The organism is Endothiovibrio diazotrophicus (genome assembly GCF_054657215.1).
In genome coordinates, this window is the sequence record NZ_BAAHXB010000039.1 from 1 (window position 1) to 17,319 (window position 17,319).

The window sequence follows — 17,319 nt, forward strand, 5'->3', positions numbered from 1 at the left end:
CCTGACCTCCCGCGGCTCGATCCCCCATAGTCCGACAGGCTCCTAGAGATTTCGGTCGTCAGACCTGCTGAACGATTCCCCCGCGACGCAGCCGCTCTCGATATAGCGCCTTGTCCTCTTCCAGTACCTGATGAAGGTAGGCCAGATTCTGTCGGATCATCCGCTGGTAGAGATCCTCCTGGATGCCCCAGCGCTCTCGGAAATGGGGCACCATGTGTCGGTAGACGCCGCCCAGTTGCTCTTCCAGGCGCCGCTTGACCACCCCGGTGTAGAAGGCTTCGGTCTTCTCCAGCAGAATCAGTTCACTGTCGAAACCGGGGATCTCCGCCTCTTCGAATTCGCGAAACAGCAGCAGCAGTTTCTCCAGATAGGTCCGTTCGGCCATCTGGGCCAGCAGGTCGGCGGTGCCAACCATGAAGCCGAGGAGCCGCAACTCGTCGTTGCCGAAACGGAACTCCTGCGGGGAGCGGGACATGATGGTACAGCCGATGAGTTGGCCCGCCTCTTCGATGGCGTCCTGGCCGATGCCCACTTCGGCAAGGTAGCTGCCGAGAAATTCGACACTGCGATGCTCATGGCCAAGGGTGTATTTGGCCCCGGTCCCCTCCAGGTCGTCGCTCTTCTGGATCAGGCCGACATCGTGGAACAGCGCGCCAAGCAGCCCCAGAGCGACGCCGCGGTCGCTCCATCGAACGCCCTCGCAGTGGGCGCCATGGAGCAACCGTGCCATGGCGAGGACCACCGCGCAGGTGTGGTCGAGATCATGGTAGCGGGTGTTGCTGGCGCGGTATCCGGGGTATTCGCCATGGAACAGTCGGATGGTGTCGTGAAAGGCGCGCCTGATCAGCTCCTTGTCGCCGGCGCCGATCCGCTCCACCAACAACAGAATTTCGATCAGGGTCAGCTCAGGCTCCCCGGGCGGAATGAGGTCCTCCAGATGGGTGGCGCTCATGCTCTGTTTCTCCCCTTACCGGTCTCCGGCTGCCATAATTACTCCTCAATATTTATTTTGTTTTCCATGAACATATCATACAAACCTGAAGTCGATTATTTCTTGTACCAACGCCCATCCGAGGCTTGGCACCACCAGCCGGAATGGGCGTTGACGCGCCAGCGGTCGGCGAAGGTGGCTCGTACCCGGGCTTCCCACTCGGGGTGGCCGTTGGCCTGGGCGATCTCGCGATAGAGGCGATTGCGGTCCTGATTTTCCTGATCGACCAGTTGCTTGACCTCGTTGCGCTGGCGCAGCGCCACCGCCGCCGGATCGCGCACGGTGAGCAGTCCCTGGCGGTCCAGCCCCAGCGCACCACTGCCGTAGTGGGGCTCCAGCTGGCGGTGGCGCGCCTGCATCGCATCCCGCAGTGAGCGGATCGCAGGGGTATTGATGTTGAGATCCGGTTCGGCGGCCCGGGCGGGCGGGATCAGCCAATCCAGGGCGGCGACCCACACCCCCGGGCGCTCGTCGCGGGATTGCGGCGACGGTGCGTCCCGCGGTGGCGTCGGTGACTGGGGCTGCCCCTCCTCCCCCCCCGACGGCGCTCCCGCCGGTTTCTCTCCCCACACCCCTTCGATGATCCGGTCGGCCGCCTTTTCGGCGGCGGCGGCGGGAAAGTAGATGTTGATGGTCACGCAGGCGCCGAGCAGCAGCGTAGTGAACCATAAAGGCAGGACGCGGATCGTTTTCATCTCATTCGGCTCCATACAAGTTGGATTGGACCTAACGAATTTCGGGGTTTTCCAGGGTGACGCTGCGCAGGCGGGCGATCAGCTCGTCCCAGTCGACGTCACGAGCGTAACCGATGACGTCGATGCGCGGCAGCCCCCCCCCCTTCACCAGATAGTAGCCGCCATCATGGGGAGCCACGCCGCGCATCCGACAGACCCCGTCCCGCAGCCGGCAACCGATGCCGATGCGATCGTAGCCGAACTGCTCGAACAGCCCGAGCAGCCCGCGGGAGAGGGCGCCGCCCATGGCGCCACCGCCCACCTTGGAGAGGTTTTCCACCGCCTTTTGGCTGATCCGGTGACGGCTGTCGTCGTCCTTCGGCGTGGAGAACCAGGCGTCGAAGGCGACCGGCTTCCACTGCACCAGACGGAGCCCCGTCACCTCACCGTCGAGGCGGCCTTGGATACTACCAAAGGAGAAGGTACGGGTCAGTTCGTCCAGGTCGAGGCGGTGCGCCTGCACCTCCGCGTCGACCCGGCAGAGCGGGCCGAAGGGGTGTTCGAGGCGCAGGCCGCGGATCAGCACCTCCCCGTCGAAGAGCCTGGCCAGCAGGTCGCCGCCGACGCTCATCACCCCGTCGTGGTAGCCGAGGCGCGGAATCACCCCGGAGAGCCGGCCGTTCATCCGCGGCCACCCCAGGGCCTCGCTGAGTCGTCCCATGGAGACCGGGGTGAGCACGGCGTCGAGGTCCCACCCCACCGCCCCGTCCGGCGCGAGGGTCAGCTCCACGCTGTCCACCAGAAGCCGCCCGTCCAGCAGCGGCTGCTCCATCGCTTCGCGCAGGGCGAGCCGCCCCTGTCGGCTGCGTGCGTGGAGTCCGCTCGCGCCGAGGTCGAGGGCGAGGAAGTGGCCCCCCTGCCACGTCAGGTCGCTGTCGCGGGAGCGGTCGCTCCCGCTCCAGCCGAGCGTTCCATCCAGGTCGTAGAGCCCGAACCGCCCGGCGGGGTCGTCGATGAAGAGGTGATCGATGCGCAGCTCCGCGTCGGCCACGCCCCCGCTCCCGCGCCAGCTCAACGCGCCGGCGAGGCGCCCCTCCACCTCCAGCGGCGGCTGGCCGCCGCCGAGCAGCGGCTGAAGATAGCGCCGGTAGGCGGCACCGGCCACGACCTGCTCCAGGTTCGCGTCCATCCGGAGAAGCCGCCACTCCCCTTGCCGCTCCGTCAACACCCCCTCCCCACTCCCCTTCACCGTGCCGGGGTCGTCGACGGTGATGCGCTTCACGTTGATCTGCGCAGCCCCGTCCCGGGTCCCCTGGAGCAGTTCGAAGCCGATCACGGTAGGCCGTTCAGCGGCCTGCCAATAGAGGGGGTCGGCATACAGCTCCCCTCGTTGGAGGGAGATCTCGCCGCTGCTCTCTCTGTCCTCCTTCCGAAGTTCGCTGTGCAACTGGAAAGCGGCTTCCAGTCCGGCGGTCGCCAGCCGGCCATCCGGGCTCTCCACCGCGGCCGCGGATATTCCCCCATCCAGCGACAGCGCCTCCACCACCGGCCCGCGCCCCGCCAGGCGGAAACGCAGGTCGCCCGCTCCCCGGGCCGCCCAACCATCCAGTTCGGGCCGCAGCCCTTTGGCTGAGGAGATCAGCTGTTCCAGCTGCGCCCCCGCCAACGCTCCCCGTGCCCGCCAGTGCAGCTCGTCGTCCCGTTCCAGATGCAGGTCGAGACGGCCTCCGGCGAACCGCTCGCCACGCAGCGCGACGCTCCCGCCGCCGCTGGCCGGCTGGAATTCGAAGGAGATCGCCAGGCGCAACGGGCCGAGCGGACCCTCACCGAGGCTCAACGTCCCGGCGGGGCAGCGGATCCGCTCCGTCTCCAGGGAGAAGCCGGGACAGCGCAGGGAGAAGGCGGCCGCGCGCAAGGGGCCGTTCAGAACGATCCGCTCGACGTCGAGCGCAAGGCGGGCACCCTCGACGGAGACCCCTTCCAAGCGAAGATCGACCCCCTCCAGCGTTCCCCACGGGGCGATCAACCGCGCCAGGGCGAGCTGCACCCCCTCCACTGCCCCTGCCACCATCGTCACCCCGAACGCCAGTAGGAGTAGCGGGATCACCGTCAGCCGTGCAAGGCGGCGCTTCATCTATGAGGCGGGGAACACGCCGGTGGAGAGGTAGCGGTCGCCACGGTCGCAGATGATCGCCACCACCACCCCCCCTTCCACCTCGGCGGCCACCTTCAGCGCGGCGGCCACCGCGCCGCCCGAGGAGATGCCGGCGAAGATCCCCTCCTCCGCCGCCAACCGGCGGGCCGTCTCCTCCGCCTCGGCCTGGGTGACGTCGATCTGGCGGTCGACCCGCGAGGCCTCGAAGATCTTCGGCAGATAGGCCTCCGGCCAACGGCGGATACCGGGAATGGAGGAGCCCTCCGCCGGCTGTACGCCGACGATCTGCACCGCGGCGCTCTGCTCCTTGAGATAGCGGGAGGTACCCATGATGGTGCCGGTGGTGCCCATGGCGGAGACGAAGTGGGTGACGGTGCCGGCGGTGTCGCGCCAGATCTCCGGACCGGTCCCCTCGTAATGGGCCCGGGGGTTGTCGAAGTTGGCGAACTGGTCGAGCACCTTGCCCTTCCCCTCCGCCTGCATCCGGTCGGCCAGGTCGCGCGCGCCCTCCATCCCCTCCTCCTTGCTCACCAGCACCAGCTCCGCGCCGTAGGCGGCCATCGAGGCGCGCCGCTCGACGCTCATGTTCTCCGGCATGGTCAGGATCATCCGGTAGCCCTTGATCGCCGCGGCCATCGCCAGGGCAATGCCGGTATTGCCGCTGGTCGCCTCGATCAGGGTGTCTCCGGGCTGGATCTCGCCCCGCGCCTCGGCGCGCTGGATCATGCTCAGCGCCGGACGGTCCTTCACCGAGCCGGCGGGATTGTTGCCCTCCAGCTTCACCAGCACCGTGGAGGGGAGCCCCGTGGCGAGGCGCTGCAGACGGACCAACGGCGTGTTGCCGACAAACGATTCGATGGTGGGAAAATCCATGGGCGACGGGCTCCGAGGGGGCTGAAGGTGTGCCGATGATAGCAATCGAACGGGGATCCTTCCCCCCTTCGCCGTGGATTTTCCTTGAGGTAAACTCGGCCGTTCGGCATCCCGCGCCAACCTGGCGGGAGCGCCAACCGCCACTAGTCGTCTGTCAATACTTCATTGACGGACGACTAGCCTCCCCCCGGGAAGGGGGGGCGTCGAAGGAATCGAAGGATCGACCGCATTTTGGGACGGATCGCCATCAAGACCCGCATCTTCCTCGCCATTCTGCTGCCGGTGCTGGCGGCCGTTGCCATCCTGTTCCAGCTCACCGTCGGCCAGCGGATCGAAGACCTGGAGGCGCGTCTGGTCGACCACGGCCGGCAGCAGGCCCGGCGCCTCGCCCACTTCGCCCTCGGCGAGGAGGTCGACGGCGAGCGGCTCGCCCTGGTGGCACGTCAACTGCTGGACCGGCAAGTCATCGCCCTGCGACTGGTCGACGGCCAGGGACACGAGCAACTCGCGGTCGCCAACCCCTCCACCCCCGCCGCCAGGCCACGGCATCCGAGCTACCGCTGGCTGACCGGTCCACAAAGCGAACTGATCCTGCACCTCCCCTTCGGCGACGGTCGACCGCCGCGTGCGGAGGTGACCGTCACCCTCTCGCGGATCGGCCTCCGCCAGGAGCAGGAGCAGATCATCGACCACCTGGCGGCGAGCGCCCTGCTCTCGCTGCTGCTGGCGGGATTCGCCGCCGAGTGGCTGCGCCGCGCCATCCGCCACCCGATTCGCGAGCTGGGCCACGCCTTCCATCAGCTCCAGGCCGGCGAGCTCAACCTGCGCCTGCCGGAGGGGCGCCGTGACGAGCTGGGCGAGCTCTATCGCGGCTACAACCGGATGGCCACCACCCTGGAGGAGAGCCGCGAAGCGATGGAGCGGCGGGTCGCCGAATCGACCAACATGCTGAGCACCACCATCGAACAGCTCGACGACTCCAACACGGTGCTCCGCGCCACCCTGGAGTCGAGCGCCGAGGGGGTACTGGTGGTCAACGTCGACGGCCGCGTGGTCAACTTCAACCAGCGCTTCCTGGAGATGTGGGGGGTCGGCTCCAGCGACGCGGCGCGCAACGATGCCGCTACCCTGCTCTCCTACCTGGCCGGCCGGCTGATCGATCATCAGGCCTTCCTCGCCCTGACCGAACGGCTCGCCGAAGAGCCCGACGCCAAGATCACCGAGGTGCTGGAGTTCCGTGACGGCCGCCTGCTGGAGCTGTTCACCATCCCCTACGCCCTCGGCGGCCTCTTCTCCGGACGGGTCTGGAGCTTCCGCGACATCACCGAACAGCGGCGCATGGCCGACGCCCTGCGCTGGGTGGCCGAGGGGACCGCCTCGAAGACCGGCGACGACTTCCTTCTCTCCCTGGTCCACCACCTCGCCACCACCCTCAACGCCGACCACGTCTTCATCGGCGAGTTCGACCCCGAGGCCCCCAGCGGGCTGCGCATCCTCGCCCACTGGGGCAACGCCCCGGCGGAGCAGTTGGTGGCGGTGGCCAAGCAGTGCTGCGGCGACCGCTACACCCGCCAGCCCTGCCTGCGCACCCACGGCCTCGGCGAGCACCAGGAAGAGGAGGTGTTGCGTGAGCTGAAGGTGGAGAGCTATCTCGGCATCCCCCTCTACAACGCCCGCGAGGAGAGCATCGGCCACCTGGCGATCCTCGCCGGCAAGCCGATCGAAAGTGAGGAGCGGGCCACCGCCATCGCACGCATCTTCGCCGCCCGCGCCGGTGCCGAGGTGGAGCGGCGCAACACCGAGATCGCCCTGCGTGCGGCCAAGGAGAGCGCCGAGGCGGCGAGCCAGGCGAAGAGCGAATTCCTCGCCAACATGAGCCACGAGATCCGCACGCCGATGAACGGCATCATCGGTTTCACCAACCTGCTGCTGAAGACCGACCTCGACAAGGAGCAGCGCGACCACCTGGAGACCATCCGTAAATCCGCCTCCAGCCTGCTGATGATCATCAACGACATCCTCGACTTCTCGCGCATCGAATCGGGCAAGATGTCGATCGACGAGGTCCCCTTCAACCTGCGTCAGGTGCTCGAGGACGCCCTCTCGCTGCTCGCCCCCACCGCTTACGACAAGGGGCTCAACGTGGCGCTGATGATCTATTCCGACGTCCCCGAGGAGTTGATCGGCGACGGCCTGCGGGCGAAGCAGATCCTCATCAACCTGCTCGGCAACGCGATCAAGTTCACCATCACCGGCCATGTGGTGATCCGGGTGATGCTCGAGGAGGGGCTCGACGAGGAGGAGGAGCTGCTGCTGCGCTTCACCGTCACCGACACCGGTATCGGCATCAGCCGCAGCGACCAGCAGCGGCTGTTCGGCGCCTTCTCCCAGGTGGACAGCTCCGCCACCCGCCAGTTCGGCGGCACCGGCCTGGGGCTGGCGATCAGCCGCCGGCTGGCGCAGCTGATGGGCGGCGAGATCGGGGTGGAGAGCGATGAGGGGCAGGGTTCCACCTTCTGGTTCACCATGGGCTGCCGGCGCGGCGCGGCGAGCGAGGAGTTCGGTCGCCACCACCCCACCCTCTTCGGCTGCCGCGCGCTGCTCTACGACGCCCTGCCGATCTCCCGCCTGGCGCTGCGTCACCGGCTGCTGGAGATGGGGATGATCGTCGAGGAGGCGGAGCAGAAGTCGGACCTCTACCGTCTATGGAAACGGGCCGAGGAGTTCGAGCTGGTGGTACTGGGCCTCTCCCGGGAGGAGCAGAAGGAGGTGATCAAGCACCACTTCTGGCGTCCCGACACCACCGCCGCCGCCCCCCCCATCGTGGTCCTCGCCAACAGCGTCGACGGCCGCTGGCACCAGCGGATGCTGGAGGCGGGGGCGATCTGTTCGCTGCCGAAACACATCACCCGCGAGACCCTATACGGCGAACTTGCCGCCCTGTTCCGGCGCGACGAGCCCGCCACCGAACCGGAGGCGCTGCCGGCCGCCCCGCCGCAGCTCGATCTCCACGTGCTGGTGGTCGACGACAACGTGGTCAACCGCAAGCTGCTGGTGGCATTGATGCAGGAGAAGGGGGTCGAGGTGGACGAGGCCGCCGACGGTGCCGAGGCGGTGGAGATCTCGGCGCGCCACCGCTACGACATCATCCTGATGGACATCCACATGCCGGAGATGAGCGGCATCGAGGCCACCGAACGGATCCGCCGACGGGAGGGGGAGACGCGACATACGCCGATCATGGCGGTCACCGCCCTGGCCCTGCCCGACGAGCGGGAGCGGGTACTCGCCTCCGGGCTGGACGACTGCCTGACCAAGCCGATCGACGAATCGCGGCTGTGGGAGTTGATCACCCATTGGTCCGGCCGCCGATTGGGCGGCGCCACCGGGAACGGCGACGATACCTCACCGAGACGCAAGGCGTTGAACGACGAATTGACCGGGATGCTGCTCGCCGAGCTGCCGGAGCAGCGGCGCCTGATCCAGCAGGCGCTGAGCGACCGCGAGTGGGACACCCTGCGCTTCCACTGCCACAAGATCAGCGGCGCCGCCGCCTACTGCCAGCAGCCGGTGCTGCGCGAAGCGGCGAAACAGGTGGAGCGCGCCGTCCTCAGCGATCAGCTCAGCGGCATCGACCACCGCGTCGCCGATCTCGACCTGGTGATCGAGGGGCTGCTGACGGAAAACGGCTAGTCCTTCTCAAGCTGCGCCAACCAGTTCGCGATATCCTCCGGCGCCATTTGCGGATTGCTTGTCAACTTACGAGCAAACCTCATGCGTAGTTTGGGTGAGCGCACATTCCATTTTCCTCCATGAGCAGCTCGAACCAACATGCTGCCCAAGAAGTATCCGGATGCCACATTTCCCTGAACCGAGAACAAGATGTCGTCGCGAACTTGAGCGGGCTTCTGTAAAGGAAGGTGTCTACACCACGCCGAAATGAAACGACCACCGAGGACATAGCCGTTGGAAAGCCCGTTGTCGGGAGCACCAGGGGACGCCGGCTTCATCAATTCGTGGAAGTGTTCAAGAGACTGGGCCAGTCGCAGGGGATCGAAGCAGTCTCCCCAATACAGTCGCCCCGAAGAGGCGAGAGTGGCGATTCGTCGTTGGAACGGAGACCAGTACTGGAGCTTTTCGATGAACTCGTAATAAGCGGATGAGGATACATCCAGATCGTCCGAATCAAGAAGTCTTTGCAGCACCCCCCTTCCTCGAATATTTCGAGATATCATCCGCATCCCCTTGTTTCTTTTCTCTATTTTCTTGAGTAGAGCCATTCAATCCAAAGGCATCAAAAGTCGCCTCTCCCTCATCCCTCGCGTGCGCAACGGCAGCCTTATCCAGCTCATCAGAGGAAAAAGAGACCCCCTCAAAATCGGGTGTATTCGAAACGAAATCTCCCCCTCGCGTGGCGGCGTTTGCCTTCGCACGCATTATGGATTTCCACTCTTCCGCAAGTAGCTCTTTGAGCTTCGCTTCCATCTTCTTGGCAGGGGTCGCCATATCGAATCCTCAGTTTAATAGTCCAGTCTTCCGCAGAGCGCAAGCAACTGATTTACAGAAGAATTTGAGGTGCGCGAGTGATAAGAAAATTTAATCGACATGCGCACTTTCCTACCGACCGAACAGAAGTATAGCGCGCACCCCTACCCCTCGCTACACTGCGCACTTTCATACAAAACGCCGCGCACAATAGCGCGCGACGACGACAACAAGACTAACGCGCCGTCTCGACAAAATAACTAACGGGCGAATCGGCGGCAAAGTGGCTAACAGATACTGGCCGTTACTTAATAAAAACAGGATGTTGTTATGGGAAACGAACGATCGGTCAATGATCATGAAAGCGCTGTCGTCATCGAAGTGAACAGCCAGCCTTCGATTCCCCACTCCATCGATGACGGTTTTCCCCGAAGATTGAGCAAGGTTGTAAAGAACAGTGGAAAGAGTCTTCGGCAGTTCGCGATAGAAGCGGGAATTTCCGACAGCATATTGAGGAAATATCTGGCTGGAACAAGCGATCCAGGCCGAAAGAATTTGATATCGATATCCGAGGTAGGGCGTGTATCGATCGAATATCTCGCAACCGGTGCGGAACACCTCGCTATCGGCACGGTGTCACCGAAAGAATACGTTCCAATCCCCATGTTGAACTTGGAACAGTTCACCAATTTTGGAAAAAACGTGGGGCATGAGTTCCCCGAAGAGAGCCCCTTCTCCTTTCATCGAGAATGGATCGATCGTCTATCTCTCCATCGAGAGAGAACGCTCGAAATCATCATTACCCCCAACGACAATATGGCCCCTACCCTATGCAAAGGAGACTGGATGCTGGTTGACCGAAGTGCCACCACCCTCCGCAATGGCGTCCTATATGTATTCGCCTTCGCGCAGGAAAAAGTGGTAGACGTCCGAAGGGCACTGTTGAGTGAAGATGGCGGATGTTGCCTACTCAAAGTGGACCACAACCCGAACATGGATCAGCTGTTCAAACTTGATGACAAGGGGATACCCAAGATTTTGGGAGAGGTGGTGTGGGTAGGACGAGTGATGACCGGGGTCTATCGGTAACTACTACCTCCCCACAGGCATTCTCAACAGTCTCCCCTTATATGGCTGACGCCGTCTGCTCAAGAATGACATAAGCGATGGCGTGCTCCTCCTCGTCGGAGAGGCTGAGGTGGGCGGCGGTGACCCCGCGCTCCGCGATCAGCTGCGCGGCGCGACCGCTGAAGCTCAATAGCGGACGGCCGAGGGGGTCGTTCTCCACCTGGATCTGGGGCAGGGTGAGGCCGTCGCGGAAGCCGGTGCCGAAGGCCTTCGCCACCGCCTCCTTGGCAGCGAAGCGCTTGGCCAGGAAATGGGCCTGGCGCGGTGCGCGGCGGAACCCCTCCAACTCGTCGGCCCCCAACACCTTTTTGGCGAAACGTTCGCCGAAGCGCTCCAACGAACGCTTCAGCCGCTCGACACGCACCAGATCGACGCCGATGCCGACGATCACCGGCGCGCGTCCACCATCAGCCGCTTCATCTCGCGCACCGCCTCCTCCAGCCCGGTGAACAGCGCGCGGGCGATGATCGCGTGGCCGATGTTCAGTTCGCGGATCGGCGCCAGCGCCGCGACCGGGGTGACGTTGTGGTAATTGAGGCCGTGGCCGGCATTGACCTGGAGACCCAGCTCCACGCCCTTGGCGACCCCCTCGACGATCCGCCGGAACTCCGCCTCCCGCGCCTCCCGCCCCTCGGCGTCGGCATAGCGGCCGGTGTGGATCTCCACCGCCGGGGCGCCGACCCGGGCGGCGGCCTCCAACTGGCGCGGGTCGGCGTCGATGAACAGCGAGACCCGTACCCCGGCGGCGGCGAGGCGGGCACACGCCTCCCCCATCTTCGCCTCCTGGCCGACCACGTCGAGCCCCCCCTCGGTGGTCAACTCCTCGCGCCGCTCCGGCACCAGACAGCAATCCTCCGGCCGCACCCGCTCGGCGATGGCGAGCATCTCTTCGGTCACCGCCATCTCCAGATTCATGCGGGTCTGCAGGATATCGCGCAGCATCGATACGTCCCGCTCCTGGATGTGACGTCGATCCTCCCGCAGGTGGAGGGTGATGCCGTCCGCCCCCGCCTGCTCGGCGAGGATCGCCGCCTGCACCGGGTCGGGATAGCGGGTGCCGCGCGCCTGGCGCAGGGTCGCTACGTGATCGATGTTCACACCGAGAAGAACGCCGTTGTCCATGGTTCCTGCCTGCCCTAACAAGTGAAATTGAAGAATTTAACGCAAAGGCGCAAAGACGCTAAGGACGCAAAGCGGGAATTGCACTTAGCGTCTTTGCGCCTTTGCGTTGGATGTTCTCGCTTTCCCGTTCCCATACATCGACAGAAAAAGCTCGCGGCTCTTCAACGGACGGTCGCCGAGATGCGGGGCGAGGGCCACGCGCATCAAGCGCTTCGCCTCCGTCAATCCCCTGGTATCCAGCTCTCCGTTCGCCAAGCCGGTCAGGGTGGCACCATGGAGGCGTGGACCGGGCAGATCGTCACTCACCGCTTCGACGGCCACCGGACCGGATTCCAGCGAGTAGCAGTAGCGCCGCTCCGCCACGATCGGCTCGCCGACGCCGTCGTGGTCGAGGATCAGGCCGTAGCCGACCTCCTGCAGCAGCTCCGCCTCGAACAGCCGCAGCGCCGCCTCCCCCTCCCCCAGCGCCAACCGATGGAGGGCCAAGGTGTACTGTCCGTAGAGCCGCTCCATGGGATCATTGCGCCCCACCAGGCGGATCAGCAGCTCGTTGAGATAGAAACCGCTGATCAGCGCCGCTCCCTCGGGGGCGGCGACCACCCCATCCGCCTCGGCAGCGGTGAGCGTCCCCAGCTCGCCCTTGGCGCTCCACGAGAGGAGCAGCGGCCGAAACGGCTGCAACAGCGCCGCCAGACGGGAGCGCCCACTACGCGCGCCGCGCGCCACCAGGCCGACCCGCCCGAACTCCCGGCTGAACACCTCCAGCAACAGGCTGGTGTCCCGGTAGGGCCGGTGGTGCAGGACGTAGCCCGGCTGCAACGCGACCCGCTGGGTCATTGCGCGAGAGATTTCAACGCGAAGGCGCAAAGACGCGAAGAACGCAAAGATGAAAAACCATTCTTTGCGATCTTTGCGCCGCTGCGCCTTTGCGTTGGATGTTCACAACGCTCAGTGGTCGGTATAGCCGAGGCTCTGCAGGGCGCGCTCGTCGTCGGCCCATCCCTCGCGCACCTTGACCCATAGCTGGAGGAAGATCTTGCGCTCGAAGTTCTTCTCCATGTCGAGCCGCGCCTCCTGGCCCACCGCCTTGAGGGTGGCGCCCCCCTTGCCAATGACGATCGCCTTCTGGCCGGGGCGGTCCACCAGGATCACCGCGGCGATGCGGGTGAGCTTCCCCTCCTCCTTGAACTGCTCGATCTCCACGGTGAGCGCATAGGGCAGCTCCTGACCCAGCTTGCGGGTGAGCTTCTCGCGGATCAGTTCGGCGGCGAGGAAGCGCAGCGAGCGATCGGTTACCTGATCCTCGGGGTAGAACGGCTCGCTCTCCGGCAGCAGTGCGGCCACCTTCTCCTCCAGCGCCTCCAGGTTGGTGCCGTCGCGCGCCGACAGCGGGATCACGTCGGCGAACTCGCGCCGCGTGGCCAGCTCCTGGAGATGGGGCAGCAACGCCCCCTTCTCCTTCACCTTGTCCACCTTGTTGACCGCCAGAATCACCGGCTTGTCGGTCTCCGCCAGCCGCTCCACCACCAGTTGGTCCTCCTCGGTCCACCGCATGCCGTCGACCAGGAAGATGATCACGTCGGCCTCCTCGATGGAGGTGGTGGCAGCGCGGTTCATGTAGCGGTTCATCGCCTTCTTGCCGCCCTGGTGGACGCCGGGGGTGTCCAGGTAGACCGCCTGGAAGCCGTCGCCGGTACGGATACCGAGGATGCGATGGCGGGTGGTCTGGGGGCGGCGGGAGGTGATACTGATCTTCTGGCCGAGGATCCGGTTGAGCAGCGTCGATTTGCCGACGTTGGGCCGCCCGAGCAGCGCCACGTAGCCACACTTGTGAGGTTGGTTGGTCATGATTTAAGAAGAAGAGGGTCCGCAAATGAACGCAAATAAACGCGAATGAAAGAGATAGGAAAAGATCATGGGCGAGGCGATGATGCCGTCCGCGAAGCGGACGCAATTCCAGATTTGCGTTCATTCGCGTTCATTTGCGGACTCATCTTCTCTTCAGGAGGCGGTGAGCTGGGCGAGGGCCTTGTCGGCGGCCTTCTGTTCGGCGCGCCGACGGCTGTTGGCTTTCCCCTCGGTGGGGGCCGGCAGCTCGTTGACCAGACAGCGGACGTGGAAGGTCTGGTCGTGGGCGGCGCCGATCACGTCGATCACCTCGTAGCGCGGCAGCTCCAGGCGCCGACCCTGCAGCCACTCCTGCAAGCGGGTCTTCGGGTCCTTCAGCTCGCGCTCGGCGTTGACCCGCCCCAGCCGTTCCTCGTAGAGGGCGAGGATCAGGCCTCGTACAGCCTCGAAGCCGCCGTCCAGGTAGACCGCGCCGAACACCGCCTCCATGGCGTCGGCGAGGATCGAGGCACGGCGGAAGCCGCCGCTCTTCAGCTCACCGGAGCCGAGCCGCAGATAGTCGCCCAGCTTCAGTCCGGCGGCGATCTCCGCCAGGGTCTCGCCCTTCACCAGGGAGGCGCGCAACCGGCTCAGGGTCCCTTCCGGGGCCTCGGGGAAACGCTGGAAGAGGGCCGAAGCGATGACGAAGTTGACCGCCCCATCGCCGAGGAACTCCAGACGCTCGTTGTTCGCCGCGCCGAAGCTGCAGTGGGTCAGGGCGACCCGCAGCCGCTCGGGGTCGTTGAAACGGTAGCCGAGCCGCTCGGCCAACCGCCCGAAGTCATCGCTCAATTACCGGGCCCCACGGTCACGGTCTTGCTGAAATCGGCCACCGCACTGAGGTTCTTGAACAGCGGCACGCGCGCCTCGTAGGCGATGGTGATCTCCATCTGGCCACCCTTCACCCGCTTGAGCGTCAGGTGCTCCTTGAGGTTGACGTGCTCGACGCTGTTGACGTCGAGGCGGCGCTGCAGCAGGTCGGTGATCTTGGCCTTGGTCTCCATCTTGGTCGAAAGCTCCTGGGCCAGCCCGTCGAGCGAGGTGGTGACCTTCCCCCACTCCATGTAGAGCGGGCCGATCTTCAGGCCGAGCAGGGTGAAGAAGCCGATCAGGACGAGCATCATCATCCAACCGGAGAGACCCATTCCGCGCTGCTTGTGAGGCATCCGCATATCCACTGCTCCTCTCGAAATATTTGGCTCTCGAAATACTTGATTAGTGGATGGTATCACCGATCCGCCCCCACTCGCCCCAGTGGAACCAGATCAGGAACGCCCGCCCCACCAGGTTTTCGTCGGGGACCACCCCCCAGTAACGGCTGTCGTTGCTGTTGTCGCGGTTGTCGCCCATCACGAAGTAGCTCCCCTCGGGGACCACGAACTCCCCCTCGACGCTGAACGCCTGGGGGCGGATCAGCAGTTGGTGCTCGACCCCGGTGAGGTTCTCCTGGATGCGCACCGCGCCCTGCATCTCCGCATCGTCCAGCGGGCCGACGTAAGGGCCCAGGTACTGCTGCTCGGCCGGGGTGCCGTTGATGAAGACCGTCTTGTTGTAGTAGCTGACCCGGTCGCCGGGGAGACCGACCACCCGCTTGATGTAGTCGGTGGAGGGGTCGCGCGGATAGCGGAATACCACCACGTCGCCGCGCTGCGGGTCGCCCAGGTCGATGATCTTCTTGTTGATCACCGGCAGGCGGATGCCGTAGGTGAACTTGTTGACCAGGATGAAGTCGCCGGAGAAGAGGGTCGGCATCATCGACCCGGAGGGGATACGGAACGGCTCCACCAGGAAGGAGCGCAACACCAGCACCGCCAGCAGCACCGGGAAGAAGGAGCGGGCGTACTCCACCAGCAGCGGCTCGGAGACCGTCACCGGGGCGGCACTTCCCTCACCCGCCCCCTCGGCGGCGCGCGCGGCGGCCAGCCGGCGCCGCGGCGCCAGGAGCGCGGCGTCGAAGGCCCAGATCGCGCCGGAGATCCCCACCGCGAAGGTCAATATGGTCGGAAAATCAAAATTCATAAACTCATCTCAACGTTGGTTCCATTTGCCACGGAGCCACGGAGGGCACGGAGCAACCGATCGAGAACTCCGTTCCCCGTGCCCTCCGTGGCTCCGTGGCCAATCATCTTCACTACTTGCTGTCGCCCACCTTGAGCACGGCGAGGAAGGCCTCCTGGGGGATCTCCACCCGGCCCACCGTCTTCATCCGCTTCTTGCCCGCCTTCTGCTTCTCCAGCAGCTTCTTCTTGCGGGTGATGTCGCCGCCGTAGCATTTGGCCAGCACGTTCTTGCGCAGCGCCTTGACCGTGGTGCGGGCGATGACGTGGCTGCCGATGGCCGCCTGGATCGCCACCTCGAACATCTGCCGCGGGATGATCTCCTTCATCCGCTCGGCCAGCTCGCGGCCGCGGCTTTGGGCGAAGTCATGATGGACAATCACCGCCAGGGCATCCACCTTCTCGCCGTTGATCAGGATGTCCACCCTGACCAGCGGCGCCGCCTGGAAGCGGACGAAGTCGTAGTCGAAGGAGGCGTAGCCCCGCGACACCGACTTCAACCGGTCGAAGAAGTCGAGCACCACCTCGGAGAGCGGCATCTCGTAGTTGAGCGAGACCTGATTGCCCAGGTACTGCATGTTCTTCTGCACCCCGCGCTTCTCGATGCAGAGGTTGATCACCGCCCCCAGGTAATCCTGCGGCACCAGGATGTTGGCGAGGATGATCGGCTCGCGGATCTCCTGGATGTAGTTGGTCGCCGGCAGTTCCGCCGGGTTAGAGATGTCCACCACCTCCCCTTTGGTGTTCTCCACCTGATAGACCACCGTCGGCGCGGTGGTGATCAGGTCCAGGTCGTACTCGCGCTCCAGCCGCTCCTGGATGATCTCCATGTGCAGCATGCCGAGGAAGCCGCAGCGGAAGCCGAAACCGAGGGCCTGGGAGGTCTCCGGTTCGTAGTGCAGCGCCGAGTCGTTGAGGCGCAGCTTGGAGAGCGCATCGCGGAAATTCTCGTAGTCGTCGGAGCTGATCGGGTAGAGCCCGGCGAAGACCCGCGGCTGCACCTGCTGGAAACCGGGCAGCGGCTTCGATGCCGGATTCTGTTCCAGGGTGATGGTGTCGCCCACCGGGGCGCCGTCGATCTCCTTGATGCCGGCGATGACGAAGCCCACCTCACCGGTCCGCAACACCCCGGTCGGCGTGCGCTTGGGGGTGAAGACGCCCACCTGCTCCGCCTGGTAGCTGCGGCCGGTGGACATGATTTTGATCTTCTTCTTGGCGGAGAGTTCCCCGTTGACCACGCGCACCAGGGAGACCACGCCGACGTAGGAGTCGAACCAGGAGTCGACGATCAGCGCCTGCAGCGGTCCGTCCTCGACCCCCTGCGGGGCGGGAATGCGCTGGACCAGCTCCTCCAACAGGTCTTCGATGCCCAAGCCGGTCTTCGCCGAGGTGCGCACCGCGTCGGTGGCGTCGATGCCGATGATCTCCTCGATCTCGGTGGCGACGCGGATCGGGTCGGCCGCCGGCAGATCGATCTTGTTGAGCACCGGCACCACCTCCAGGCCGAGGTCGATGGCGGTGTAGCAGTTGGCCACGCTCTGCGCCTCGACGCCCTGGGCGGCATCGACCACCAGCAGCGCCCCCTCGCAGGCGGCGAGCGAGCGGGAGACCTCATAGGAGAAGTCGACGTGGCCGGGGGTGTCGATGAAATTGAGCTGGTAGGTCTTGCCGTCGCGGGAGTGGTAGTCGAGGGTTACCGCCTGCGCCTTGATGGTGATCCCCCGCTCGCGTTCCAGGTCCATGGAGTCGAGCACCTGGGCCTGCATCTCGCGGTCGCTGAGGCCACCGCAGACCTGGATGAAGCGGTCGGCAATGGTCGACTTGCCGTGGTCGATGTGGGCGATGATCGAGAAGTTGCGGATCTGTTCCATAAGGGGGGGGCGGTTACCGGGCCGTAAAAGCCGCGCATTATAACGTAGCGGGAGCGTAACTACTCGCTCCATCACA

16 protein-coding genes are annotated in these 17,319 nt (G+C 65.0%); 2 read left to right on the plus strand and 14 right to left on the minus strand.

The genetic code is table 11. The features are described 5' to 3' along the window. Window positions 1–58 precede the first annotated feature (58 nt). The 4 genes from ACYQ2W_RS11520 to cysM form a co-directional block, all read right to left on the minus strand. Window positions 59–952, minus strand: coding sequence for a hypothetical protein (locus tag ACYQ2W_RS11520; RefSeq protein ID WP_459866741.1), 894 nt, complete (start codon window positions 950–952; stop codon window positions 59–61). Between the two features lie 95 nt (window positions 953–1,047). Next, window positions 1,048–1,686, minus strand: a complete 639-nt coding sequence (locus tag ACYQ2W_RS11525; RefSeq protein ID WP_459866744.1) for a YdbL family probable chaperone protein — start codon at window positions 1,684–1,686, stop codon at window positions 1,048–1,050. A 31-nt stretch (window positions 1,687–1,717) separates the two neighbouring features. Continuing rightward, the gene (locus ACYQ2W_RS11530; protein WP_459866747.1) at window positions 1,718–3,799 is read right to left on the minus strand and encodes a translocation/assembly module TamB domain-containing protein; all 2,082 of its coding nucleotides are present in this window, start codon (window positions 3,797–3,799) and stop codon (window positions 1,718–1,720) included. Next, window positions 3,800–4,693: a cysteine synthase CysM gene (gene cysM, locus ACYQ2W_RS11535; RefSeq protein WP_459866750.1), complete on the minus strand. Its 894-nt coding sequence runs from the start codon at window positions 4,691–4,693 to the stop codon at window positions 3,800–3,802. Window positions 4,694–4,924: 231 nt separating this feature from the next. Between cysM and ACYQ2W_RS11540 the strand changes: the two genes are divergently transcribed. Further along, window positions 4,925–8,386, plus strand: a complete 3,462-nt coding sequence (locus ACYQ2W_RS11540; RefSeq protein ID WP_459866753.1) for a response regulator — start codon at window positions 4,925–4,927, stop codon at window positions 8,384–8,386. Here ACYQ2W_RS11540 and ACYQ2W_RS11545 read toward each other — a convergent pair. Next, the gene (locus tag ACYQ2W_RS11545; RefSeq protein ID WP_459866756.1) at window positions 8,383–8,898 is read right to left on the minus strand and encodes a hypothetical protein; all 516 of its coding nucleotides are present in this window, start codon (window positions 8,896–8,898) and stop codon (window positions 8,383–8,385) included. The two genes, ACYQ2W_RS11540 and ACYQ2W_RS11545, sit on opposite strands and share 4 nt — an antisense overlap. After that, a complete protein-coding gene (locus ACYQ2W_RS11550; protein ID WP_459866759.1) occupies window positions 8,879–9,199 on the minus strand; it encodes a hypothetical protein in 321 nt (106 codons plus the stop codon). Before ACYQ2W_RS11550 ends, ACYQ2W_RS11545 begins: the two co-directional genes overlap by 20 nt. A 309-nt stretch (window positions 9,200–9,508) precedes the next feature. Here ACYQ2W_RS11550 and ACYQ2W_RS11555 point away from each other — a divergent pair, with 309 nt between their 5' ends. After that, window positions 9,509–10,267 carry an XRE family transcriptional regulator gene (locus tag ACYQ2W_RS11555; RefSeq protein WP_459866762.1) on the plus strand — a complete coding sequence of 253 codons (759 nt, stop codon included), beginning with the start codon at window positions 9,509–9,511 and terminating at the stop codon, window positions 10,265–10,267. A 37-nt stretch (window positions 10,268–10,304) separates the two neighbouring features. Here ACYQ2W_RS11555 and acpS read toward each other — a convergent pair whose 3' ends face one another. The 8 genes from acpS to lepA form a co-directional block, all read right to left on the minus strand. Next, window positions 10,305–10,697, minus strand: a complete 393-nt coding sequence (gene acpS, locus ACYQ2W_RS11560) for a holo-ACP synthase (RefSeq protein WP_459866765.1) — start codon at window positions 10,695–10,697, stop codon at window positions 10,305–10,307. Further along, entirely contained in the window at window positions 10,694–11,428 is a 735-nt protein-coding gene (gene pdxJ / locus ACYQ2W_RS11565; RefSeq protein WP_459866768.1) for a pyridoxine 5'-phosphate synthase, read from the minus strand. Before pdxJ ends, acpS begins: the two co-directional genes overlap by 4 nt. A gap of 84 nt (window positions 11,429–11,512) precedes the next feature. Then, on the minus strand, window positions 11,513–12,265 hold the full coding sequence (gene recO / locus ACYQ2W_RS11570; protein ID WP_459866771.1) for a DNA repair protein RecO: 753 nt from the start codon (window positions 12,263–12,265) through the stop codon (window positions 11,513–11,515). A 111-nt stretch (window positions 12,266–12,376) separates the two neighbouring features. Beyond that, complete coding sequence (era, locus tag ACYQ2W_RS11575) at window positions 12,377–13,276, minus strand: GTPase Era (RefSeq protein WP_459866774.1); 900 nt, start codon at window positions 13,274–13,276, stop codon at window positions 12,377–12,379. Window positions 13,277–13,429: 153 nt separating this feature from the next. After that, a complete protein-coding gene (rnc, locus tag ACYQ2W_RS11580) occupies window positions 13,430–14,107 on the minus strand; it encodes a ribonuclease III (protein ID WP_459866777.1) in 678 nt (225 codons plus the stop codon). Continuing rightward, window positions 14,104–14,487, minus strand: coding sequence for a DUF4845 domain-containing protein (locus ACYQ2W_RS11585; protein ID WP_459866780.1), 384 nt, complete (start codon window positions 14,485–14,487; stop codon window positions 14,104–14,106). The genes rnc and ACYQ2W_RS11585 overlap by 4 nt, the downstream gene beginning before the upstream one ends. Window positions 14,488–14,530: 43 nt before the next feature. Then, window positions 14,531–15,334: a signal peptidase I gene (gene lepB / locus ACYQ2W_RS11590; RefSeq protein WP_459866783.1), complete on the minus strand. Its 804-nt coding sequence runs from the start codon at window positions 15,332–15,334 to the stop codon at window positions 14,531–14,533. A gap of 112 nt (window positions 15,335–15,446) precedes the next feature. Continuing rightward, window positions 15,447–17,243 carry a translation elongation factor 4 gene (gene lepA, locus ACYQ2W_RS11595; protein ID WP_459866786.1) on the minus strand — a complete coding sequence of 599 codons (1,797 nt, stop codon included), beginning with the start codon at window positions 17,241–17,243 and terminating at the stop codon, window positions 15,447–15,449. Window positions 17,244–17,319: the final 76 nt, after the last annotated feature.